22 protein-coding genes and 1 tRNA gene are annotated in these 21,777 nt (G+C 45.3%); 6 read left to right on the top strand and 17 right to left on the bottom strand.

Annotation, left to right across the window (positions count from 1 at the left end; translation table 11 throughout):
* Positions 1 to 507: 507 nt before the first annotated feature.
* The 14 genes from R7035_RS22735 to R7035_RS22670 all read right to left on the bottom strand — a co-directional run bounded on the left by R7035_RS22735 (position 508) and on the right by R7035_RS22670 (position 15,122).
* Positions 508 to 1,662, bottom strand: coding sequence for a flagellin (locus tag R7035_RS22735; protein ID WP_005382038.1), 1,155 nt, complete (start codon positions 1,660 to 1,662; stop codon positions 508 to 510).
* A gap of 427 nt (positions 1,663 to 2,089) precedes the next feature.
* Positions 2,090 to 3,283, bottom strand: coding sequence for a flagellar hook-associated protein FlgL (gene flgL / locus R7035_RS22730; protein WP_005382037.1), 1,194 nt, complete (start codon positions 3,281 to 3,283; stop codon positions 2,090 to 2,092).
* Positions 3,284 to 3,296: 13 nt separating this feature from the next.
* On the bottom strand, positions 3,297 to 5,237 hold the full coding sequence (gene flgK, locus R7035_RS22725) for a flagellar hook-associated protein FlgK (RefSeq protein WP_267922825.1): 1,941 nt from the start codon (positions 5,235 to 5,237) through the stop codon (positions 3,297 to 3,299).
* Between the two features lie 160 nt (positions 5,238 to 5,397).
* Positions 5,398 to 6,324: a flagellar assembly peptidoglycan hydrolase FlgJ gene (gene flgJ / locus R7035_RS22720; protein ID WP_053807678.1), complete on the bottom strand. Its 927-nt coding sequence runs from the start codon at positions 6,322 to 6,324 to the stop codon at positions 5,398 to 5,400.
* 16 nt (positions 6,325 to 6,340) lie between these two features.
* On the bottom strand, positions 6,341 to 7,432 hold the full coding sequence (locus R7035_RS22715; RefSeq protein ID WP_005393118.1) for a flagellar basal body P-ring protein FlgI: 1,092 nt from the start codon (positions 7,430 to 7,432) through the stop codon (positions 6,341 to 6,343).
* Between the two features lie 43 nt (positions 7,433 to 7,475).
* Complete coding sequence (gene flgH, locus R7035_RS22710; RefSeq protein ID WP_005382033.1) at positions 7,476 to 8,255, bottom strand: flagellar basal body L-ring protein FlgH; 780 nt, start codon at positions 8,253 to 8,255, stop codon at positions 7,476 to 7,478.
* Positions 8,256 to 8,285: 30 nt separating this feature from the next.
* Positions 8,286 to 9,074: a flagellar basal-body rod protein FlgG gene (gene flgG, locus R7035_RS22705; RefSeq protein ID WP_213903853.1), complete on the bottom strand. Its 789-nt coding sequence runs from the start codon at positions 9,072 to 9,074 to the stop codon at positions 8,286 to 8,288.
* A gap of 18 nt (positions 9,075 to 9,092) precedes the next feature.
* The gene (flgF, locus tag R7035_RS22700) at positions 9,093 to 9,842 is read right to left on the bottom strand and encodes a flagellar basal-body rod protein FlgF (RefSeq protein WP_258489529.1); all 750 of its coding nucleotides are present in this window, start codon (positions 9,840 to 9,842) and stop codon (positions 9,093 to 9,095) included.
* A gap of 329 nt (positions 9,843 to 10,171) precedes the next feature.
* The gene (flgE, locus tag R7035_RS22695; protein ID WP_005382030.1) at positions 10,172 to 11,485 is read right to left on the bottom strand and encodes a flagellar hook protein FlgE; all 1,314 of its coding nucleotides are present in this window, start codon (positions 11,483 to 11,485) and stop codon (positions 10,172 to 10,174) included.
* Between the two features lie 30 nt (positions 11,486 to 11,515).
* Positions 11,516 to 12,226, bottom strand: coding sequence for a flagellar hook assembly protein FlgD (gene flgD, locus R7035_RS22690; RefSeq protein WP_005382029.1), 711 nt, complete (start codon positions 12,224 to 12,226; stop codon positions 11,516 to 11,518).
* A gap of 17 nt (positions 12,227 to 12,243) precedes the next feature.
* Positions 12,244 to 12,657 (bottom strand): flagellar basal body rod protein FlgC, encoded by a 414-nt coding sequence (flgC, locus tag R7035_RS22685; protein ID WP_005393132.1) that lies wholly within the window; start codon positions 12,655 to 12,657, stop codon positions 12,244 to 12,246.
* 5 nt (positions 12,658 to 12,662) lie between these two features.
* Positions 12,663 to 13,058, bottom strand: a complete 396-nt coding sequence (gene flgB, locus R7035_RS22680; RefSeq protein ID WP_005382026.1) for a flagellar basal body rod protein FlgB — start codon at positions 13,056 to 13,058, stop codon at positions 12,663 to 12,665.
* Between the two features lie 298 nt (positions 13,059 to 13,356).
* Positions 13,357 to 14,184 carry a CheR family methyltransferase gene (locus R7035_RS22675; RefSeq protein ID WP_005382024.1) on the bottom strand — a complete coding sequence of 276 codons (828 nt, stop codon included), beginning with the start codon at positions 14,182 to 14,184 and terminating at the stop codon, positions 13,357 to 13,359.
* Positions 14,185 to 14,195: 11 nt separating this feature from the next.
* A complete protein-coding gene (locus R7035_RS22670) occupies positions 14,196 to 15,122 on the bottom strand; it encodes a chemotaxis protein CheV (RefSeq protein WP_005382022.1) in 927 nt (308 codons plus the stop codon).
* Between the two features lie 76 nt (positions 15,123 to 15,198).
* On the opposite strand from R7035_RS22670, the gene flgA reads away from it, so the two are divergent.
* The 3 genes from flgA (at position 15,199) to R7035_RS22655 (ending at position 16,829) form a co-directional block, all read left to right on the top strand.
* Complete coding sequence (gene flgA, locus R7035_RS22665) at positions 15,199 to 15,945, top strand: flagellar basal body P-ring formation chaperone FlgA (RefSeq protein WP_005382020.1); 747 nt, start codon at positions 15,199 to 15,201, stop codon at positions 15,943 to 15,945.
* A gap of 116 nt (positions 15,946 to 16,061) precedes the next feature.
* Entirely contained in the window at positions 16,062 to 16,376 is a 315-nt protein-coding gene (flgM, locus tag R7035_RS22660; RefSeq protein WP_005382018.1) for a flagellar biosynthesis anti-sigma factor FlgM, read from the top strand.
* Between the two features lie 27 nt (positions 16,377 to 16,403).
* Entirely contained in the window at positions 16,404 to 16,829 is a 426-nt protein-coding gene (locus R7035_RS22655; RefSeq protein ID WP_005382015.1) for a flagella synthesis protein FlgN, read from the top strand.
* Between the two features lie 102 nt (positions 16,830 to 16,931).
* Here R7035_RS22655 and flgP read toward each other — a convergent pair whose 3' ends face one another.
* Both flgP and R7035_RS22645 read right to left on the bottom strand, forming a co-directional pair.
* On the bottom strand, positions 16,932 to 17,363 hold the full coding sequence (gene flgP, locus R7035_RS22650; RefSeq protein ID WP_005382014.1) for a flagellar assembly lipoprotein FlgP: 432 nt from the start codon (positions 17,361 to 17,363) through the stop codon (positions 16,932 to 16,934).
* 9 nt (positions 17,364 to 17,372) lie between these two features.
* Positions 17,373 to 18,011 (bottom strand): FlgO family outer membrane protein, encoded by a 639-nt coding sequence (locus tag R7035_RS22645; RefSeq protein ID WP_005382013.1) that lies wholly within the window; start codon positions 18,009 to 18,011, stop codon positions 17,373 to 17,375.
* A 169-nt stretch (positions 18,012 to 18,180) separates the two neighbouring features.
* On the opposite strand from R7035_RS22645, the gene R7035_RS22640 reads away from it, so the two are divergent.
* From R7035_RS22640 to R7035_RS22630, 3 genes are all read left to right on the top strand, one after another.
* A complete protein-coding gene (locus R7035_RS22640; RefSeq protein ID WP_005382012.1) occupies positions 18,181 to 19,314 on the top strand; it encodes a flagellar assembly protein FlgT in 1,134 nt (377 codons plus the stop codon).
* A gap of 175 nt (positions 19,315 to 19,489) precedes the next feature.
* Positions 19,490 to 19,566: transfer RNA gene (locus R7035_RS22635), tRNA-Arg, on the top strand.
* A 279-nt stretch (positions 19,567 to 19,845) separates the two neighbouring features.
* The gene (locus tag R7035_RS22630) at positions 19,846 to 20,352 is read left to right on the top strand and encodes a hypothetical protein (protein ID WP_005382011.1); all 507 of its coding nucleotides are present in this window, start codon (positions 19,846 to 19,848) and stop codon (positions 20,350 to 20,352) included.
* Positions 20,353 to 20,467: 115 nt separating this feature from the next.
* Here the strand turns inward: R7035_RS22630 and R7035_RS22625 are convergent, their stop codons facing one another.
* Positions 20,468 to 21,430 (bottom strand): OmpA family protein, encoded by a 963-nt coding sequence (locus tag R7035_RS22625; RefSeq protein WP_005382010.1) that lies wholly within the window; start codon positions 21,428 to 21,430, stop codon positions 20,468 to 20,470.
* Positions 21,431 to 21,777: the final 347 nt, after the last annotated feature.

The raw sequence follows: 21,777 nt of genomic DNA, 5'->3' as shown, positions 1-21,777 counted from the left end.
TGGTGATTTCTCCAATTGATTTTCCGGTGTAGCGGTTTCCGACGTCTCGGAAAACCAAGTAGTTCTCTCAAAGTTACCTCTATTAACGACACCAAATTCAGAAGCTTTAGAAAAAAGTTTAAAAAAATAACATTGCGAGATTTAGCTAATAAAATTGAAGAAAAGTAAGAAAGAGTACTCAAGTTTCCACAAATCGAGCCGAGAGGGCCAAATTGTATAGAAAACCAGCAAAAGGAAACAATTAAAGGTTAGTTCGCAGACGATAGACGTGAAAATTAGAAAAGAAAAAGCCCCTTTTCCTTTGAGAGAACTGGGGCTAGGTTGGTCGCCAGAGCCTATGTGGAGATCAAGAGAAATGAACACATTTCCGGCATACCGAGTGCAACTTTACATTGAAAATGATTGGCAGGTGAGAGATGAGAGAGCCGCTCATTCTATTGTAAAGTTGCTTGCCAAAAGCCTGCATTCCCATCCACGTCTGAATGTATTGAGTACAGGCTAAGTAAACTACTGCAATAGTGACATTGCAGAGTTTGGCAACTGTTTCGCTTGAGCAAGAATCGATGTACCTGCTTGTTGCAAAATTTGTGCTTTGGTCATTTGCGTGGTTTCTTTCGCAAAATCTGTATCTTTAATTCGGCTGTTCGATGCGTCAACGTTTTCTTGGATATTCGCCAAGTTGTTGATGCTGTGACTCAAACGGTTTTGCTTCGCACCTAAGTCTGCACGTTGCGAGTCTACGTATTTCAGTGCCGAATCCAGCACAGAAATCGCGTTTTGAGAACCTTGTACCGTGGTCATATCAATATCTTGTACTGACGTTCTGATAGGTTCATCACTCAGGCCAAGCTCAGATGCTAATCCACCAGAAATAGAAATCTCACCCTGAACGTTTGGATGCGCGACAAAAACTTGCAACTTGCCATCTTCACTTACAGACGCATTAATCATATCAGACTGACCATTAATGTAAGTGGCAAGCTCTTCGATGTCGTCGCCCGCTTTGGCATTAATGTTGATTTCTAGATCATCAACATTGCCGTCTTCGTCTTCACCCATACCTGGTAGCGTGATCTTCAAGTCAGATTTAGCTGGGTCAACGCTCCAGTTTTTATCTTTACCATTTTCAGATAAGAAGGTCACACCGCCCATGCGAGTATCGTCCGCACGAATGCTGGTGAGTCCCATGATCATGGCTTCACCTGAGCTCGCACCAATCTGGAATGCTGCTTCACCGAATGAGCCATTCAATAGACGACGACCACCAAATGAAGTGGTTTCTGCAATACGGTTTAGCTCGTCAATCAATGCCATTGACTCTTCGTTGATCGCCTGACGCTCAGCCGGAGAGTTAGTACCGTTCGATGATTGAATCGCAAGGTCACGCATTCGTTGCATGACAGAGGTTGCCTCATTCATCGCACCTTCAGCGGTTTGTGCAATCGAGATACCATCGTTCGCGTTACGCATTGCGACATCTAGGCCACGAGACTGTGCAGTTAAGCGGTTAGAGATCTGTAGACCTGCCGCATCATCTTTTGCACTGTTAATCTTATGTCCTGAAGATAAGCGCTCCATCGACGTGTTTAATTCATCAGTCGCTTTGTTTAGGTAACGCTGCGCGGTCATCGCGGAGACGTTAGTACTAACTGTTACAGCCATTTTGCTCTCCTGTTGAGTTCGCAAGCTTTTGCGAAGCGGCCAGCTTTACTCTCATTTGGATAAGCACTGACCGTAAAAGTTACTTGCTAAATCTGCCTTAAACGCAGGGTTTAGAATCTCTAAATCTGTTCTGATATTTTCAATACAATTTGTGTGCCAACTTGCGTAAATTATTTAACTACTTTTAAAAGAATCAAATAAACAATAAGTTAGCTTTATCATTAAGCTATTTCCGGTTTGTCAGACTCATCTTAGCCCAAGGGTATTGAACGCTGCCCTGTTGCCGCCCGACTTGCCTCCCGCATCATTGCCGCTTTGGGTAAAATCGTGCCGCATGACATCTCAGACTCTCAGGTTACGTCGACTTATCGCGCTTAAGGCTTTGCACATAAGGCATCAAAATCAGACAATGTGTATGAGTGTCATACTAGATGTAGTTAAACAACGTTAGATCTTTGGTCTTACCGAATGCTTGTTGCGATGCCTGTAACGCTCGCGAGTTTTCACTGAACTCGATCACGGCTTTAGAGTAATCCAAGTCCTCAAAGTTGCTCTTCGCTTTTGCGAGAGACAAATTAAAGTCTTCATGATTTTGCTCTTGGATATCCAGCGTACTCAATCGAGCACCGGCATCTGTACGCGCTTTATTCAAATGGATAAAAGCAGCGTGGAATTCTTCTGTCATTTGGTGCAATTTAGCAGTCGCCGACGTATCCGAAACCGATTTGTCTGACCATGCCATTGCATCCTTGAAGGTATCGAAAATGCTGAACTCTGCCCGCTTTTCGATCTCAATGCTGTCACCAGGCGTAATTTGGCCTTTTACGTGCACTTTCAGGCCTTTGTATTCAATCCCTTTCTCTGGAGAAAACTCATCGGCATCCACTACTTTGCCGTTACGCTCTAATTGGTAACCAAATTTGCCGTTATTCATATCGACAAATGTCACGCGATACGCCGCATCATCCTTCGCGTCAACGTTAGTGGCTTTGTTTAGCAACAGCTCAGAGCCGTTTTGTAGATCGTAATTCGGCTGATAGTCGCCAAATGGGTTTGGTATCTCCATAAACAGCTTGCTGCCGGGATCGTTCATTGGCATCTCAAGCATGCTGGAGACTTTCATTTTGCGCTGATAATCGTCCCCAGCGTATTGCACGCTACCATCTTTATCGCGATAAAATGGTTGGCTTTTTGGCTTAGTGCCAGCAAACACGTAGTTACCAGATTCATCTTGCGAGTTCACCAAGTTAAGGAAGTTGTTCGCAATCTCCTCTAGCTCACGCTTCTTTGCTTGTCGGTCTTCAGCAGAAAAGGCACCGTTAATCATCTCCATCGTTAAGCGCTTCGACTCGTCGGCAAAATTCTCCGCATTGGCGATATTAACTTCGTGGTTTTCTAGACGATTACGCACCAACACTATCGAGCTAAGATATTGTTGTAGCTGTTCTTGTTGCTGACTAATGTTTTGGATGTAATGCGCAGCGAGGGGGTCGTCACTAGGTTTCAGTAACTTTTTCCCTGAAGCAAGTTGCTCTTGGTTGTGGTGAACCTTATTCTCTTGACGACGCAGATCATTTTGTACGGACTGATAGTTATGGAAACTAGAAATTCGGGTTAGCACTTATCTCTTCTCCTTACCTCAGTTGTAAAATGGTATTGAAGGTATCATTCGCCGCTTGCATCACACGTGATGAAGCCATGTACGCTTGTTGAAACTTCATCATGTTGGCCGCTTCTTCATCGAGGTTAACACCAGAAATAGAAGCAACGCGCTCTTGCGCCGCTTCATGCTCTAAACGAGCGACGGAGGCTAAACGGTTTGCTGTAGAAGACTTCAGTCCAACTTCGGTATTGAGGTTATGATAAACATCGATCAAGGTACTGGATTTTCCATCCATCATCTTGTCTGTTTGGATCTTCTGCATTTTTCTCAAGTTGCCGTTACCACCTTCAGAAGGCACCAAGTTTGCGGTGAATTTATCATTCATCAGTGCGCCTTCGCTCAACTCAAACACGGTTGCATCGCCGTTTTTATACAGCGGATGGCTTTTCGGCACTGAGATTTCAATCATCGGGTTATCTTTATCTAACGGATATGAGTATTTGTCCGATAGTAAATTACCCTTGTTATCCGTGATCTTTAACCACGGCTTATCATGCTTCTCGTCGGCTGGTTGTACGGTAACCTCAAACTCTTTAACATCCCCCGCCTCACGAATTTTAAACTTGGCGTTACCTTGGGCAAAAGTGGTTGAGGCTTCATAACTTTGTGCGGCAATAGCTTTTGCGTCATTGGTTTCCATCTTTATGATGGCTGCACCACTTCTCGTTGGGCGTAGCAATACGCGCTCACCGGCGGCAAGGCCTTCACCAATTTGCACTTTCATACCATCCAGAACAAACGACGAATCCGAACGGTCGATGTTCAACGACATTTGCTCACCTTTCGGTGTTGTCACGCTGTATTGATCGCCATCATAACGCAGCGAATATTCACCACCTTTGATCGCGGAAATGTCCTCGATGTAAACCGCAACATCAGCTTGGGAGTCAGGCGCAGCAAAAACTCGAGATTTTGCCACCAGCTCAGAGTTCACGTCGGTAAATACGTCTTTACCTATCTTACCGTTGAGATCCAGACCTTGAGATTGCAGCTGATTAATTTTGTAGGAAAAGCCCGTCGCTAAACGGCCCATTTCATCTTGCAGTTGTGGGATGTGTTTGTCGCGCATTTCAAGTAAAGCGCCGATTTTGCCATCCATATCATCAGACTTGATCGCTTTAATGCCATTCCCTTCCACCATTGCTAATCGTCTTTGATGAACATCCGGATAGCCATCGATCATTTTGAGCTGGCTTGCTTCCGTGCCAGAAACAAGAGTGTGTCCATTGCCGATATGAACATTAAACCCTTCCGCATTTTTGCGTGGGGTTACGGTAACTTTGGTGTACTCTGACAGCTCAGTAACCAGCTTTTCATGCTGATCCATCAGGTCATTATGTGGGCCCGGGGTGCGCATCATCAGTCGATGAATATCGCGAATTTCCAACGCAAGTTGATTAACGCGCTCAATGCCCATATCCAATTTTTTATTGGTGACATCAGATTGCAGTCGCACGGTTTCGTGGAAATCATTTAATGTATCAGAGAAGGTTTTCGCCTTTTCCAATACCACTTTTCGTGCCCCTAAATCGTTCGGGGTATCTGCCATGGTTTTTACCGCATCGAACCACTCATTCAGGTTCTCGGGAATTTTCTTCGATGCCACAGAGCTCAACATGCTAGAAAGCATATCAAGATTATCTTGGGTATCCGTTTTGTTGGCATTGTTGGTCGACGACAGGTTCAGTTCATTCACGGCAAACTGATCCCACGAGCGGCGAACATTTTCCACATGCACACCCATGCCGTAGGTAGAACCACCGAACATGCGCGGATCATTCGTACCTTGGATAACAGACTGACGGCTATAACCCTCTGTATTAACATTAGAAATGTTATGACCAGTGGTGTTTAATTGTCTCTGAGCAGTAAGCACACTTTGAGTACCTACATTCAGAAGATCTGACGCCATACATGCCCCCGAAAACGAAATATAAATCGGCAAAACCGATCACCTAGACACATTAAAAGCAAAAGATGTGCCAAGTGATAGAAAGGCGTAGATGTTCAGATAAAGTGAAGGCTTGCACTATGGCAAGCCTTCGAGAACGTCATAAATTGTCGCAGAGACATTACATACTTTCGATTTTATCCTTCACCTGCAGGACTTTATCTGCGTAATTCGGATCGGTCGCGTAACCCGCACTGTGGATACCGCGAATAAACGACTCTGAATTCCCGCGTTGCTGCAATGCTGTATCGTAACGTGGGTTGTCATTCAAAAATCGTACAAAGTCATTAAAGCTGTCTTCGTAACTTGAGTAGGAGCGAAACGCTGCCGTCTCTTTCACTGGCGTGTTATCGTGGAACTCTAAAGTTTGAGTCGTCACTTTGTCACCCTGCCAGCTTCGATCTGCTTTGATATTAAATAAGTTGTTGCTGCTGCCACGCGCGTTCTTCACGACCTTTTGTCCCCACCCCGTTTCCAAAGCGGCTTGCGCAAGTAGCAAAGATGGCTCGACACCTAGGGCTTTCGCAGCTTTCTCCGCGTATGGCTTCATCGAGTTAACAAAGGATTCTGGTGAATCGAATCGAGTGGGTTCATTGCTTGGTCGAGATAGTTGACCAGATTCAATCAAGCGCTGTTCAATCTCGCGCGCTTTTTTCGGGTCAACACGACGATATTCCGCAGCATTGTTTGCCGCATCACGCATAGCCGTTTCTTTTTTGTCGTTCCCTTGCCCAGCCGTTAATTGCTTAACAATCATATCGGCCAGTCCCATTGAACCAGACGAACTCAATTCACTCGCCATCTGTTCATCCAACATTTGTCGGTAGAACTTCTCGTTTTGGCTGTTCATCATGTTGGACTCAAAGCCCTCATTGGCTTCACGCATGGATTTCAACATCATGGAGGTGAAGATCGATTCGAACTGACGAGCAGCCGCATGCAATGCTTCTTGCTCGCCATCTTTTCCCTCTTTCACTGCTTTTTGACGCAGAGTATCCAGAGAACTGATGTCATGGATAAAACCAATGTCGTTAGGATTGTTCATTATACCTACCTCCTAACCATTAAATGATGATCAACTGGCCTTCAATGGCACCAGCTTGCTTCAATGCTTGTAAAATTGCCATCAAGTCCGAAGGCGCAGCCCCGACTTGGTTCACGGCACGGACCAAATCATCCAACGTTAAGCCTGGTTCGAACTTAAACATTTTTCCTTGCTCTTCGCTGACTTCGATATCCGAGTCTGGTACGACTACGGTTTGCCCACCAGAAAAGCCGTTAGGTTGGCTAACATTCAGGTTTTCTTTGATCGCAACCGTCATGCCGCCATGCGTTACTGCTGCTGGTTTAAGACGTACATGCTTACCAACTACAATAGTGCCCGTTCGTGAGTTAACGATGATTTTGGCTGCACCATCTGCCGGGTCGAATTCTAGGTTTTCGATTGCCGATAAGAACGCAACACGCTGACTGACGTCACGAGGAGCACGCACGCGCACTGATGTCGCGTCAACAGCGCTCGCCATTTGTGGGCCAAGGAAGTTGTTTACAGCATCCGCCATACGTTGAGCCGTTGTGAAGTCTGACTCAAGCAAGTTGAACGTGATGTAATCACCACGACCAAATGGGTTTGGAATTTCTCGCTCTACTGTCGCACCACTAGAGATAAGACCAACGGTTGGATTGTTACCTACGATTTTAGAACCGTCAGCGCCTTCAGCACTGAAGCCGCTCACTACTAAGTTACCTTGAGCAACCGCGTAAACTTGACCGTCGAGACCTTTGAGGAACGTTTGTAGTAGCGTACCACCACGCAAACTTTTAGCACTTCCGATGGAAGAGACAGTCACGTCCACTTGCTGACCCGGTTTAGAGAAAGGCGGCAATTCTGCCGTAACCATGACTGCGGCAACGTTTTTAATTTTTGGCTTTGTGCCCGGCGGCATCTGAATGCCGAAGTTTTGCAGCATGGCGGCGAAACTTTGCTCTGTAAACGGGTTCGCTTCACCCGTACCAGGTAAGCCTGAAACCAAACCATAACCCACGAGTTGGTTGCTTCGTACACCTGCCACTTGCGCGACGTCTTTGATACGTGCGGCTTGGGCTACGGTAGAAAACAGAGCAACGCTCATCAGTACTAAAAGGAGTTTTTTCATGCTTACTTATCTCTTGCAGTCAAATTGCCGTCAGCACGGCGTGTTATAGCGCTACATTAAAGAATCGTGCCAAGAAGCCTGGCTCTTGCATATCTTGTTGCAAACCAGTGCCAGAGTACTGAATTCTTGCGTTAGAAACGCGATTTGATGCAATGGTGTTGTCGAAATTAATATCATCCGGACGAATAGTGCCACTTAAACGTATGTACTCATCACCCGTATTTAGCGTCATCCACTTCTCACCGCGGATCACGAGGTTGCCGTTTGCCAGTACTTCGATCACCTCAACAGTGATGTAACCACTGATGCTGTTGCTCTGCTTTGCAGAAGAGTCACCTGCAAATGAGTTGGAGTTGTTTAAGTCATAAGAGAAATTATATTTTCCGCCAATTTGCAGCTCTTCTCCGCCCACTTGAAGCGGGTCCATTTGCGCTTCATTGGTTTTCGATAAATCGGCATTTGCGCTTTTCGTCGCACTGGTTGTCTCATCCAGTGTTACGGTAATAATGTCGCCAATACCACGTGGTTTAGAATCGTCGTAGAGATCGGTAATGTGCTCGGCGCTAAACAACGAACCTGTTGCAGCAGCGTAATGCTCAGGCTTGTTTTTCGGATGAATTGGAGCCCAAGCAGGGTCGCCAGCAACCGGATCACTTCTACCACGTAAAGTATCTACAATACCGCTGCTCTCTTCTTTCGATTTATCGCCTTCTACTGCGTCGACCACAGTGGTTGCTTGTGTCACTTCATCCGTTTCAATCGGTTCCAACATGGCACAGCCCGACATCGTAGCAATCAAAGCGAGTAGGCAAATACGTTTCATCGTGAGCTCCTCAAATCTTGCTCTTAATCGTTACAATTGCTGGTTAACGAAGCTCATCATTTTATCGACTGACGAGATCACTTTTGAGTTCATTTCGTAAACGCGCTGGGCTTCGATCATGTTGACCAACTCTTCCGTTACATTCACGTTGGACGCTTCCAGCATGGATTGACGAATTTCCCCCAAACCGTCCAAACCAGGAACACCCTCTTGTGGATCGCCACTGGCACCCGTTGGTAAGTAAAGGTTCTGACCAATTGGCTCTAGGCCACCCGGGTTAACAAAATCTGTAATGGTTAGCTGACCAACGACTTGGTTGTCTTGCTGACCTCGGACGCGAACCGACACTTCACCATCCGTACCAACAGTAATAGAAATCGCATCTTCTGGAATCACAATTTCAGGCTCTACAGGGTAGCCAGAACCCGACGTGACTAACGTGCCTTCACCATTGAGCGTGAACTGACCGTTACGGGTATAACCGATGTTGCCGTCCGGCAATGTCACTTGGAAAAAACCGTCGCCTTCCACCATCATGTCCAGTGCGTTAGTCGTTGTCTGTGCATTGCCGTGCGTGTGCACTTTTTGCGTCGCAACCACTTTAGAACCCGAACCTAACATCAAGCCACTTGGCAGTTCCGTGTTCTGAGATGACTGGCCGCCAGGCTGGTTGATGTTCTGATAGAACAAATCTTCGAATACTGCACGGCTCTTTTTGTAGCCGACAGTAGAGGCATTCGCCAAGTTGTTCGAAATTGTGGCAATGTTGGTTTGTTGGGCGTCTAAACCTGTTTTACTTACCCATAGTGCTGGATGCATAGTGAACCTCTAACTCTGTTAACTCATACGAAGCAGTGAATCTGAAGATTTATCCATTTCTTCAGCTGTGCTCATCATCTTGACTTGCATTTCAAACTGACGTTGTAAGTCAATCAATGCGGTCATTTCACCTACGGCATTCACGTTACTGCCCTCTATCGCTCCCGTCTGGAGGCTAACAGTCGCGTCTGCTTCGTAAGGTTGGTTTGGAGTTTTATGGCGAAATAAGCCATTGGTGTCTTTAAACAAGCTTTGGTCATTAGGCTTAACAAGCTTAATGCGATCAACCGCTTGGAATTCTTCTGCCGGGGCACCTTGAGGAAGCACAGAGATGGTGCCATCCCGACCGATTTCAATTTTGGAGAGAGGAATAGGCAAAGTAATCGGCGCATCGTTTTCACCCAGCACCAAATGACCACTTGCGTTGGTAAGCATGCCATTTTGATCGACTTTTAGGTTGCCGTTACGAGTCAACCCTTCTTTCCCTGTGTGATCGAGTACCGATATCCAACCGCGGCCTTCAATCGTCACATCCAGATCACGCCCTGTTGTAATCACGCTACCTTGAGCAAAGTTATGCCCTGGACGCTCTGTCATGCTGAATACACGTGAAGGATGGCCTTCACCATAAGCCTGCATTGAGCGAGCCTGTGCTAAATCAGCCCGAAATCCGGTCGTGCTTACGTTAGCCAAGTTATTAGCGCGCAATTGTAGTGCCTGCATATTTTGCTTGGCGCCACTCATTGCGAGAAACAGTGCGCGATCCATAAATTACTCCAAAAATCTCTCTGAACACGGAGTAAAAGCAATAGTTATGCCAAAATAAAAATAGACTTATTAATCAATACCTTGAATTAATAACAAACTATTAAAAGAGGTCAATAGAGGCAGAAAACTGTAACGAGAGGCAAGGTTTTGATCCAGACGGCGGCAACAGCGGCAAATCGTAGATCAAAGCATGCTTAGCCTGAGTGAGGTGTATTCAGGCTAAGCATCAGATGAATGTCATGATGAAAGTGAACAAAGCGGTAATTACTAAGAAGCAATCACACGCCATTGCTTACTCAAGCAGAGTATCGAATGACCCAGCTAGTGCTCTAGCGGATCTGTAAGATATTCTGTTGTAGTTGGTTGTGTACTTCTAGCGAACGTGAGTTTGCTTGGAAGTTACGCTGAGCAGAGATCAGGTCCACCAACTCCTGCGTCATATCAATGTTTGACTGTTCCAGCATACCGTTATTGATGGTGCCGAAAGAGCCTTTATTTGATTCACCCCAGATCTTGTCACCAGAGAACTGCGTTGAATCCCATTGAGTGCCGCCTTTCTTATCCAGGCCTTGCTCATTTGGAACACGTACGAGAGCAACACGACCCAATGTAACGTTTTCACCGTTTGAGTAAGTTCCCAATACGCTGCCGTTTTCATCGAAGTCAACTTTGGTTAGGAAGCCCGTTGTTGCACCGTCTTCGTCAAACTTAGTCAGTTCGAACGGAGCCGCAAACTGTGTTGCTGAGCCTAAGCCGAAGTTAAGCGTCTGCGCAGGATCGGCACCATTCATATCGACTGGTGTCGTGTTCGTCGCCGGATCGCCCAGAGCCACAGAAGTGATTGGCTGACCATTGTTCAAGCTCGCCAACGTACCATCGTTGTTGAACTTCATGGTATGCCCCACATGACCTGTTGGCGTTTGCGCATCACCAGCCGCAACATTTAAAGGCTTTTCACCTTCTTTATCTGTCACGGTGTAGTAAGTGTTCCATGTATTTGGCTGAGTCTGATCTTTCAAGTAATACGTCGTTAGCTTGTAAGACTGACCCATCGAGTCATAAATTGTCGAAGAGGTTGAACGGTTGTATGTATCTGGGTCTGAAAAATCAAACTGCGTTGGATCTTTCAAATCGCCGTTCGCTGGCAAGTTCACACCCACTTCAATGTTTGCTGTTTGTTTTGGCTTACCAAATTCAGCAGGAATATTGATGGGTTGTGGCTCGTATGAAGAAACCTCACCAGAGCTTGGGTCCACTTGGTAACCTAATAAGAACTCGTCGTTCGCGGTCACCATGTAGTTTTCTTTATTTAAGTGAAATGCACCATTACGTGTCAGTTCATTCTGTTGTGGAGTTAGACGCTCTTTCGCTACAGCGAAAAAACCTGTCCCCGAAACACGCAAATCCATTGGGTTGTTGGTGTAAATGCTAGAGCCTTCATGGAACTGCTGTGCCACTTGGCTTGCTTGTGCACCACCACCCGGTGTGGTTTTTGCGTTAGTAAATAAAGAGTTAGAGTAGACATCAGCAAACTCAGCACGGGACTCTTTAAAGCCGTAAGTGTTGGCGTTCGCAATGTTGTTACTGGTGGTGTTCAAATCCAGTTGGGCGGCGGACAAACCGCTTAAAGATACATATGACATTCCAAAATCTCCTAATCTAGCGAGCTATGACTACGCTTTGCCGACTTCCAATACTTCTGCAAGTCGAACTGGCGATTCAAAACCAGCCAGATTGAGTAATACGTTTCCGTCACCTTTGCCAAGCAATACGCTGTTTACGTTGGCATACGTCGATACTGGGAACTCTTGCGACTCCCCCTCAACTAAGCCAGACGCTTTCACTTTGTATTTGCCAGCTGGCAGTGGATTTCCGCTTTCATCTTTACCGTCCCAAAGCACACGCGTGTCGCCGGCTGGTTTCGCCCCTACCTCAAAGGTACGAACCAGTTGGCCAGCTTCATCCTCTACACGAACAAACAGATTATCGATAGATTGTGAAAGCTTAACCATTGCCGCCATTGGTGCGTCGTCCTGCTTCACACCTGCTGCTCCTGGGACCAATACGTCACGCCCTACCAAAGAGGAAGCTTGTAACGCTTGATTTGATGTCATTGACGAATTCAAACTCTCAAACTGAGTGTTCATCTTGCCAATGCCATCAACGGTCGCAAATGAAGCCATTTGCGCAATCATCTGGTCATTACTTACCGGCTTAAAAGGGTCTTGCTGAGACAGTTGCTTCGTGAGCAATGATAAGAAGTCTTCCTGTTTTAGGTCCTGCTTACCCGTGCTCTCTTCCGCTTTCTTGTTACTCTCTTGTAGACTTTTAAGCTGGTCGATATAGGACAAGCCGCTTTGACCAACGTTGTTAATTCCGGCCATACGCTACCCCCTTATCCTTATTGACCCATCTGCAGCGTACGCAGCAGCATTTGTTTACTAGAATCAGCGACCTGTACATTAGTTTGGTATGCACGAGAAGCTGAAATCATGTTTGCCATTTCTTCCATTACATTGACGTTAGGCTTGTAAATGTAGCCTTCTTCGTTTGCAAGGGGATGGTCTGGGTTGTACTCCGCACTCAGCGGTTTATCACTTTCTACAATACCCATCACTTTCACTGGCACCGTATCACCGCCACGCATGGCGTTACTTAACTCTGCACCAAACACGGCATGACGCGCTTTGTAAGTGTCTTTCGCAGAGCTGCTGACACTGTCGGCATTCGCCAAGTTGCTTGAGGTAGTATTCAGACGAACGGATTCAGCGCTCATTGCGGAACCTGTCACATTGAAAACGTTAAATAAGCTCATCTAAATTATTCCCCTTTGATTGCTTTGGTTAAGTTCTTGAATTTGCTGCCTAGAAAGTCGAGTGATGCTTGGTGTCTGATTTGGTTTTGCATAAACAAGTTACGCTCTAAATCCAAGTCTACCGTGTTGCCATCTCCCGTATCTGGTTGCGTAGGAAGACGATATAACTTGTCCCCAACCAACGTCGTAGTGGCAGGAATATGCCGACCATCTGTGCGACTAAGACCAATGCTTGCCCCAGATGTTGCCGCTTGCAATTCCTTCGCAAAGTCTAAACCTCTTGCTTTGTAACCAGGCGTGTTTGCTTGTGCGATATTGGTGGAAATCACCTCTGCATTGCGCTCACGTACGCCCACCGTGTGCTGGTGGATGCCTAGTGCATTGTCAAAAGATATAGCCATGTTTGCCTCTACAATTAAGAACTGACCGTGATTGATAACCAAAAAGCAATTAGCATGCCAAGACCTAAAGCATTACACCAACCTAGTGGTTACCGTGAATTGAAATAGCAATAAGTGAGCCAAAGTAACTGGAATGTCATGTCGTATCACTTTGCTCACTTAATAAAGATACACCGTGTTGAGGGCACAAGGCAAAAACGCGCTTCAACTAATTGAGTGATACATGAAGCGCTCGGCACAGTAACAAACAAAAAAGCCTGACACGAAGTCAGGCTTTTCTATCAATGAAGAGATACCGCTATTTAAGCTTGTAAATGATGCCCGGATTACAGCGCACCATTTCAAATTTATCAGTCAGACCAGTTAGCGACTCTGATGCCCCTAACAGCAAGTAACCACCAGGGTTTAAACTGCTCGCCATTTGGTTAAGCACTTTAGATTTCATTTCTGGAGAAAAGTAAATCAATACGTTACGACAGAAAATGATGTCGAACTTACCCATCAGTGCGTAACTGTCCATCAAGTTTTGTGGACGAAAGTTCACCAAACGCTTGACGTTATCTTTGACTTTCATGCGACCACCGTCCGCATTTTCAAAGAAGGTGCGACGACGTTCTGGTGAAAGCCCGCGACCCAAAGCCAAGTTGTCGTACACCCCTGCACGACACATCTCGAGCATACTTGCCGAAATGTCTGTGGCTGTAATGGACACGTTTGGTAACAAGCCCGGCTTGCGCTGTTGCGTTTCCAGGATCGTCATTGCAATAGAATACGGTTCTTGGCCCGATGAACTGGCAGCAGACCAGATCTTAATTGGGCGCTTGCTTGCCGCTACTTCTGGCAATAATTTGTCAGCTAAAACCGTGAACGGATAAGTATCTCGAAACCACAAAGTTTCGTTAGTCGTCATCGCATCCACAGCGGCGACTCGTAATTCTCGATTACGCCCTGTAACAACATCACGTAGCAAATCTGATAACGATGCGAGCTTAAACTTCGTCACTAAAGGACTCAGTCGGCTACGCACGAGGTATTGCTTGCTATCACCTAACACGATGCCACATTGCGATTCTAGAAAACGGCTAAAGTCACGATACTCTTGATCACTGATTGTAATAGCAGTCATTAATGTCTCTTTTATTGTGTTAATGCAGATTTAACCGCGTTACCCAACTCATCTGGGTTAAATTTCGCAATGAAGGTGTTGGCACCTACACGCTCAACCATAGCTTGGTTGAATACACCACTTAATGAAGAATGGAGGATAACATAAAGGTCTTTCAAATCGGCATGTCTGCGAATTTCAGCCGTTAAGGTATAGCCGTCCATTTCTGGCATTTCAATATCGGAAATAACCAACGAAATTTGATCGTAGATATTGCCTTCTTGAGCCATTTCAATCAACTTATTGTACGCTTCTTTGCCGTCTTTGACAGATACGACCTCAAAACCGATGGATGTAATCGCACGCTCTACCTGTTTACGCGCGACCGTCGAGTCATCAGCAATCAGTATGCGGCGTACAATAGGCTTTTCTTGTTCTGCTTGTGCGATTTCTTCGCCAATAGCGGAATCCATCGTTTCATCAACTGGCGCAATTTCTGCCAGGATTTTTTCAACGTCAAGGATTTCAACCAGCTCATTGTCAATGTTTGTCACGGCAGTCAAGTAGTGCGCTTTACCTGCGCCGTCTGGCGGTGGCAAAATCGCTTCCCAATGCATATTGATAATACGCTCAACCGATGATACCAAAAATGCTTGGATCGTACGGTTAAATTCTGCAATAACAACAAAACATTTATCTAAATCAGTGGTTGGGCGGCCACCAATTGCCAGGCTCAAATCAATAACGGACACGGTATGGCCGCGGATATGAGCGATACCTTTAACCAGAGGGTGTAGATTTGGCATTGAAGTCAGCTTAGGGCACTGTAGTACTTCTTTCACTTTGAATACGTTAATGCCGTAGCGCTGTCGGCCCATCAGTCGAAAGGTCAATAATTCCAATCGGTTCTGACCGACGAGTTGCGTACGCTGATTCACCGAGTCAAGAATCCCCGTCATATGCTCATCTCCATCTCAAACTTTTTGTTTTTAAATGATACTCTACCACTGGCAAGCACGATACCAGGGAGACAGTATGGCGTATTTCACTTTCACTTCGACACCATTGACTATGACAATATGTAGAGCGCTAATTACAAAGTACGCTAAGTCTATCGGCATTTTGCTCAGTATGTTTAGCTTTTTTGTTCATTCAGCTTCAGATAATCAGATCGAGCAAATAAAAACAGCAGCAGAACAACATATTCTTGCTACGGTTGATCAGCCTGATGGTGGCGAGCTATCTGTTAATGCGGCAGAGATCGACTCGAGAATAAAAGCAACGGATTGCCCTGTTCCGTTAGATACATCTGCCTCTTCCACCAGCAGCACGAGAAGTAACATCAATGTGTTAGTGGAATGCCAACCGGATGACTGGAAAGTCTATGTCCCTGTGAGGATCTCGGTATCAGTACCAATGATCGTCGCGACACGAACATTAGGGAGAGGAGAAATCGTCAGCGCATCGGATGTTACCACTTCCATGATCGAGCTACAGCGCTTTCGTAAAGATGGATTTTCTAGCTACGATCAAGTGGTTGGGGCAAAGCTAAAGCGTAATGTTCGTTTAGGCGATGTCGTAGAGAGAAATGATGTTTGTGTGGTATGCCGAAATGAAAAGGTCATTATCAAAGCGGTGAATTCTGGCATGACGATCACAACGCAAGGCACAGCATTGCAGGATGGTTCAGCTGGCGATCAAGTAAGAGTGAAAAATGATAAGTCACAACGTATAATAGAAGGCATAGTGACTGACATTGCGGAAATCACTGTTAATTTTTAATACCCACTGGTAGCGTGTTTAAACTGATCAATAAAAATGCAAAAAATGACTAAAGTTATTTTTGCGCTGGTCGATAGTCTGGATACCAGTATTACGATACAAGGCAAAGGTTAAACATGGCAGGTATAGATAATATACGTTCAGGGCAAATGATGACGACAACAAGTCGCGCACCTGCACGTAACGATTCCAATGCTACCAGCACGACAGAATCAAAAAAGGCGCCAGCGCAACAAGACGCAGTATCACTCAGCCAGCAAAGTAAAGCCGTCAGTAAACTCCAGAAGGATATGGCAGCTTCTCCGGCATATGACAGCGCCAAAGTTGCAGCAATCAAAGAAGCTATCACAAACGGTTCATACAAAGTCGATCCTGAAAAATTGGCTGACAACATGATTAAGTTTGAAAACGAATTGCAAGGCAAAAGCTAACTGACTTAGGCCGAAGGTAAGTATTTTATGGCAGCATTAGTCGATCTCGTTAATTTCCAGCTAGAAAATGCTAAGGCACTTTCCGCTGTTTTACGCCAAGAAACACAAGCAATAACGGCGCGTGTCTCTACCGAGATTGAGAACATTGCCAAACAGAAGATGACGCTCATTGATCAGCTCAGAACAACTGATCAGCGAATCGCCTCTCACCCGCACGTCAATCAACTTACTGAAGATGAGCACCTAAGTCAGGTTGTTGCTCAGATCCAATCGATCGTCCTCGACTGTCAACAAGTTAACCAAGTAAATGGCGAATCGCTTAGTCGCGCACAGCTGAGCTTCAATAAACTCAACAACATGCTTCAGCGAACTCATGGCAAAGTTGGCATGACCTACAATGCGGGCGGAAAAACCCACACCATCTCGACGCTTGGCACCAATATAAAAGCTTAAACGTCACTCTTACCCTCAATTCCCGCGCTCACGTAGATATAAAAAAGCGACTCATTGTTACCAATCAGCCGCTCAAAAAGATTATCTGTCTAGTGAAATGGTTTAAAACAAGGTTTGCTGACGCTTCTCAGGCACCTGCTGAACTTCTCCATAATCACGTAGCTTATCCATCTTACGGATATCCAGACGCAGCTCAGTCACATAACTGTCTTCAACAAGATAACTACGCACAACTTCTGCACCACGAATTACACCATCGACGGCACCAGTGGTGCTTTCAATACCCAAACGCTGGTCTTGCAGCTCTGCTCGTCCACTTACACGCATGCCATAAACTTGCTCTGCTAGCTCACGATAAGCATCAATTTTTGATGCGCGCATTGCTCGTACACGCTTTTCTTCTACTGTGCGGCCTGTCTGCTCACTGACGCTGGCGTAACCCACCGCCACTAAGATTTCATCTTGACGCATCTGTTGTAATGGCTGACACCCCACCAATATCAGTGTGGCAACAATAAATAATAACTTCTTCATGCTTCTATCCTATGGACGGAGAATCACAGTGTACGGCTGACGAATGGTAGGGTCAGAACGAATCAACACACCATCTTGTGTGCGGATGCTATTTAACGTATCTAAGTCACGCCCAATACGGTCAGCCGGAAGGAAACCTTGCGCTGTCGCTACAACTACACGGCTTTGCATGCCAACCACGCGTGCATTGACAAGCACTCCACCCTCTTGACGCAGCATTGTTCCGGTCAGTACATACTGAATTTGCTGCTCTTGAGCTAAATCTTGCCAATCACGACTTAAAGCAAAATCGCCCTGCTGCGTCACTTGAATAGAGCCCGTAGTTTTGAAATCAACCACTTTAAACCCTCGGCGCTGAAACTGATGGATAAAACCTTCAGAGACCGAGTTACCTAACCAGTTTGTTGCATCCATATTTTGTAGATCAACAAACGAGGTAATCGCAATCGGTGTCCGCGCTGATACTGCCACATTAGAAACCATCAGGTCTTCTGTCATGCTCTCAATGAAAAAGTCCATCGTATGACGCGGACTATCCATCAGCATGAACTGGCTTCCCGAGTACGGTTCTTTACCATTGTAAATCGGTGAGTACGCGCACGATGTCAGAAGCGTCATCATCGATGCGGCGACAAGCCACTTTTTCATGGTTTGATTCTCCAGATAATCTTAGGTGATACCGTTCTTTATTAATTCCTTTCCAAGAAAGTGAATATTGGAACAGTCTTTGCTTTTCTTTGTTTGCCTAACGAAGAAAAACCCACCAAACTTCACTGAATTTGTTAAAGCAATATTTATACCCGAACGGTTGTAACCAATGAAAAAAATATTAAACAGTCTGTTTTCAATCACTTTAGTGATGCTTGTGCCTTTTAAGGTCATGGCATCTTGGTATGAAGTCACAGGCGTTGCCACCATCGTTTCTTCAGAAGAGACGGCAAGGCTCCATGCGTTGGAAGACGCGCTGTTCAAAGCCGTCAATTTTTCGGGCGCAGATATTGGCAGTATTAGCAACTTGATGCCGCTATTAGAAGAAAGCCGCAACGAATACCAGTTTACCAATCATGAAGTCCGTTACATTTTGGTCGAGTCTGAACGCAAACGTCGCGGTAAAGTCGAGGTAAAAATCCGCGTTGATATTTATCCATCGGCAACGGGTTGCCACACCGATCAATACAAAAAGACAATGCTGGTCGGCAATATTGAGGTCGCATCACCACAACAAGCAGTGATGGGACAAATTTATCAAGTTGGTGACGATTTTAGCCACGTAGTGAACCGTCAACTTGATCAAACCTCACGCAGCTTTGTGTCTGTTGGTACAACGGACTACTCAATAAGCAGCAACTATCCTGCTCGCACTCAAATGATCGCGCAAGACAATGGCGCACAATACATCATTGGAGGGGTCATTACCGATCTCACTGCAACGGTCGAATCTCAACTATTGCAAGATGACATCATCAATCGTCAGTTTGCGTTAGAAATGAAAGTATTTGATGGTAAAACTGGCCATGAAATCTTCAACAAAGCCTACCGTGAGGTCGCGCGTTGGCCATTTGCTAAGACGAGTCAAGTGGACACTCGTAGTGCACGTTTTTGGGCATCGACCTATGGCGAGATGATGCTTCGCGTTAGTCGCAATATTATGTTGGATCTGGAGTCGGAGCTATCTTGCAAAATTACACTGCCAGAGGTTGTGGCAGTCTTCGGTAATACCGTAACGATGGATCTCGGCCGTATGCACGGCGTAAAAGAGGGAGACAAATTACAGCTTTGGCACACCGCGTCGTTTATCGACCAAAATGGATTGCCAAGAAACAAAGTCTCGCAAAGCGAAATTACATTAACGGTATCACGCATATACGAACACGAAGCGGAACTGACGATTGATCAGCCAAATTTAGCGTCTAGCGTTCAAATTGGCGACGTAATGAACAAGATCCTATAAAAGCAAACATTAAGTCTTGAGATATGCTCACTTTTGAATATCATAGGCAGCGCATCTTATTTGATTATACCAATGACCGTAGCGAATCGTTCAACGTGATGCTGATACAGATCTGGTAGATTGCTAGATTTGAACTCAGTAAAACAGTGCAATGAACTGCAACTATTGGTATTACGCCCCCATGGCACAGCTGGATAGCGCAGTCCCCTCCTAAGGGACAGGTCGTAGGTTCGAATCCTACTGGGGGCGCCATATCATAGCCTTAGCTCCCACTTGAGCTAAGGCTTTTTTGTATCTTCAATTTCAAGCCTCGCACTGCTCCCCCTAGTACACCGTGTTAGATAATCTTCCCAGTAATCAATATGATCGGATCGGGTGTTTCGGTTACGGGATAAACCCTTCTACTGATCTGACTTCTTCCCCTTGAAATCATTTCAACAAGCCCTATTTACAGTTTTGTATTTTATTACTTTAATTATCTATGAGTTTTGCTTACCCTTTTAGCTATTAATAAAATTATTAGTTAGCACTATGTCTAAGAGCAATTTAATAACTAACACTGGACACCGCTTTATTTCTAAAGGCAAGACAGCCTTTAAGATACATATCCATACCCCCGAGGATACGGTACTACACCGCTCGGTAGGATTTGTTCGTATTGGAGAAAAGAAAGGCTTACAAAAAGCCATTAAGCTGAGAAACGAGTTAGGCCGGCAAATGTGGGGCAAATTCTGGCGACGTCTTTTGAAAGACCCTTACTTAATGACCAGGCTTCCACATAGCGTTGAGCCTAAAATCGTTCACAAGCCTAACCCTACTCTTGAAAACCCTGACAACCGAGATACGTGTTACATCGCCAAGTGGCGAGAGTTCAATGATGACGGTGAGTATAAATATAAAACGGTGGTTCGCTCTATTAGTAAGTACGGCAAACTTGCCGCCTACATGCAAACCAAAAAAGCGTTGTTAGAAGCACATAAAGATAACTTGGAGATCCTGACATTTATGGGGCGTTTAAACAGCATTGATCTTAAGTAATACCTGGCCACTTTGAACATTTCAGTCAGTTTTTTGAAGAGAAATAAAAAGCCCCAAAGAGCGAACTCTTTGGGGCTTTCAGCTTCAGTCTTCTATACTACGGTCGAATAGGAGCTTATTGCTGAACTTGGTATTCAAATTCTGGAACAACGACTTCTACGCGACGGTTTTGTTGACGACCTTCACGAGTGTCGTTTGAAGCGATTGGGTTGTTTTCACCTTCGCCACGAGCTTGGATACGTGATGAATCAATACCTTTTTCAACGAGTGCGTTAGCAACAGACTCAGCACGTTTTTCAGAAACTTTTAGGTTGTAAGCTGCTGGACCAGACGTATCTGTGTAACCTACAACTTCAACGTTCGCTTGTGGGTGCTCGTTTAGGAAAGCAACTAGGTTATCAAGTTTTGCAGCGCTCTCTGGTTTTAGAGTTGTGCTGTTTAGATCGAAGCTACCTGTACCAATTGTTTGAGTTTCGAATGTTTTCGTAACTACAACTGGCTCTTCTACCACTTCTTCTACAACCACTTCTTCTACAACAACTGGCTCTTCTACGATTACTGGCTCATCGTTGCCGCCGAATTTGAAAGAAACACCTAGTGTTGCAGTGTTACCTGTCGCACGAGTTACATCGTTGCTGATGTCAGTCAGTGTTTGGTATTCCGCACGAGCTGTTACGTTTTGGCTTAGGTTGAATTCAAGACCAGCCGCGCCTAGGTAAGAGTAATCATCTTTGCCATCAAACATTACGTAAGCGCCACCCACTTTACCGTAAAGTGCGATGTCTTCAGTGATTGGTAGGCTAAATTTAGGAGCAAGAGTGATTGCTTCTACGTGGCCACCGAAAGAAGTTTGGTTAAAATCACCGATGTTGTCGAAACCCGCTTCTACTGCGAAGTATTTATTCATTTCGTAACCAACAAAAGCGCCAAGAGTAGAATCGTCTTTGTCACAAGCCTGGCCCGCTACACACGCGTCTTCCATCCATGACTTACCCATCTTACCACCAACGTATACTTCTGCTTGTGCTGCTGAAGCCATAAGTAGAGACGCTGAAATTACCGCTGCTAATTTTTTCATTATTGATTCCTCTAAAGAAGTTCTTTTGTTAGATGCCGAAATGCGCCGTCTGACTGACGTTGTATTTCAATTCTTTTTATTCATTCCTTGAGTGAGATACTTAGTCAGCTTCTTTTTATGCACATGCATTTTTTTTATGGAAGCAACTTACGTATATTTCCTGTTCAGTGATACATATCGCCATCTCGGTATCGCTGACGGGATGAACTATAACGCTAAGAAATCGCGAGAAAAATCCCAATTCTGTCAATTTATTGTCATCAAAAATCTCGACAACATGTGATCTTAAGCAAAAAAATCCCCACGCAATCACCACGCAAACGTTTGCTTTGTTTTTTGAAACAAAA

This window comes from Vibrio sp. 1731 (assembly GCF_033339955.1).
Taxonomy (GTDB): Bacteria; Pseudomonadota; Gammaproteobacteria; order Enterobacterales; family Vibrionaceae; genus Vibrio; species Vibrio alginolyticus.
The sequence above is the reverse complement of the archived record's forward strand: the minus strand, read 5'-3'. Positions and strand labels throughout refer to the sequence as shown.

Excerpts from the sequence above, each read along its gene's own strand:
- flgK (WP_267922825.1), bottom strand. The coding sequence starts at position 5,237 with ATGGCGTCAGATCTTCTGAATGTAGGTACTCAAAGTGTGCTTACTGCT.
- R7035_RS22670 (WP_005382022.1), bottom strand. The coding sequence starts at position 15,122 with ATGACGGGGATTCTTGACTCGGTGAATCAGCGTACGCAACTCGTCGGT.
- flgE (WP_005382030.1), bottom strand. The coding sequence starts at position 11,485 with ATGTCATATGTATCTTTAAGCGGTTTGTCCGCCGCCCAACTGGATTTG.
- flgH (WP_005382033.1), bottom strand. The coding sequence starts at position 8,255 with ATGAAACGTATTTGCCTACTCGCTTTGATTGCTACGATGTCGGGCTGT.
- R7035_RS22715 (WP_005393118.1), bottom strand. The coding sequence starts at position 7,432 with ATGAAAAAACTCCTTTTAGTACTGATGAGCGTTGCTCTGTTTTCTACC.
- flgA (WP_005382020.1), top strand. The coding sequence starts at position 15,199 with ATGGCGTATTTCACTTTCACTTCGACACCATTGACTATGACAATATGT.
- R7035_RS22630 (WP_005382011.1), top strand. The coding sequence starts at position 19,846 with ATGTCTAAGAGCAATTTAATAACTAACACTGGACACCGCTTTATTTCT.
- flgB (WP_005382026.1), bottom strand. The coding sequence starts at position 13,058 with ATGGCTATATCTTTTGACAATGCACTAGGCATCCACCAGCACACGGTG.
- R7035_RS22640 (WP_005382012.1), top strand. The coding sequence starts at position 18,181 with ATGAAAAAAATATTAAACAGTCTGTTTTCAATCACTTTAGTGATGCTT.
- flgG (WP_213903853.1), bottom strand. The coding sequence starts at position 9,074 with ATGCATCCAGCACTATGGGTAAGTAAAACAGGTTTAGACGCCCAACAA.
- R7035_RS22735 (WP_005382038.1), bottom strand. The coding sequence starts at position 1,662 with ATGGCTGTAACAGTTAGTACTAACGTCTCCGCGATGACCGCGCAGCGT.
- flgM (WP_005382018.1), top strand. The coding sequence starts at position 16,062 with ATGGCAGGTATAGATAATATACGTTCAGGGCAAATGATGACGACAACA.
- flgP (WP_005382014.1), bottom strand. The coding sequence starts at position 17,363 with ATGAAGAAGTTATTATTTATTGTTGCCACACTGATATTGGTGGGGTGT.
- R7035_RS22655 (WP_005382015.1), top strand. The coding sequence starts at position 16,404 with ATGGCAGCATTAGTCGATCTCGTTAATTTCCAGCTAGAAAATGCTAAG.
- R7035_RS22645 (WP_005382013.1), bottom strand. The coding sequence starts at position 18,011 with ATGAAAAAGTGGCTTGTCGCCGCATCGATGATGACGCTTCTGACATCG.
- flgD (WP_005382029.1), bottom strand. The coding sequence starts at position 12,226 with ATGGCCGGAATTAACAACGTTGGTCAAAGCGGCTTGTCCTATATCGAC.
- flgF (WP_258489529.1), bottom strand. The coding sequence starts at position 9,842 with ATGGATCGCGCACTGTTTCTCGCAATGAGTGGCGCCAAGCAAAATATG.
- R7035_RS22675 (WP_005382024.1), bottom strand. The coding sequence starts at position 14,184 with ATGACTGCTATTACAATCAGTGATCAAGAGTATCGTGACTTTAGCCGT.
- flgC (WP_005393132.1), bottom strand. The coding sequence starts at position 12,657 with ATGAGCTTATTTAACGTTTTCAATGTGACAGGTTCCGCAATGAGCGCT.
- R7035_RS22625 (WP_005382010.1), bottom strand. The coding sequence starts at position 21,430 with ATGAAAAAATTAGCAGCGGTAATTTCAGCGTCTCTACTTATGGCTTCA.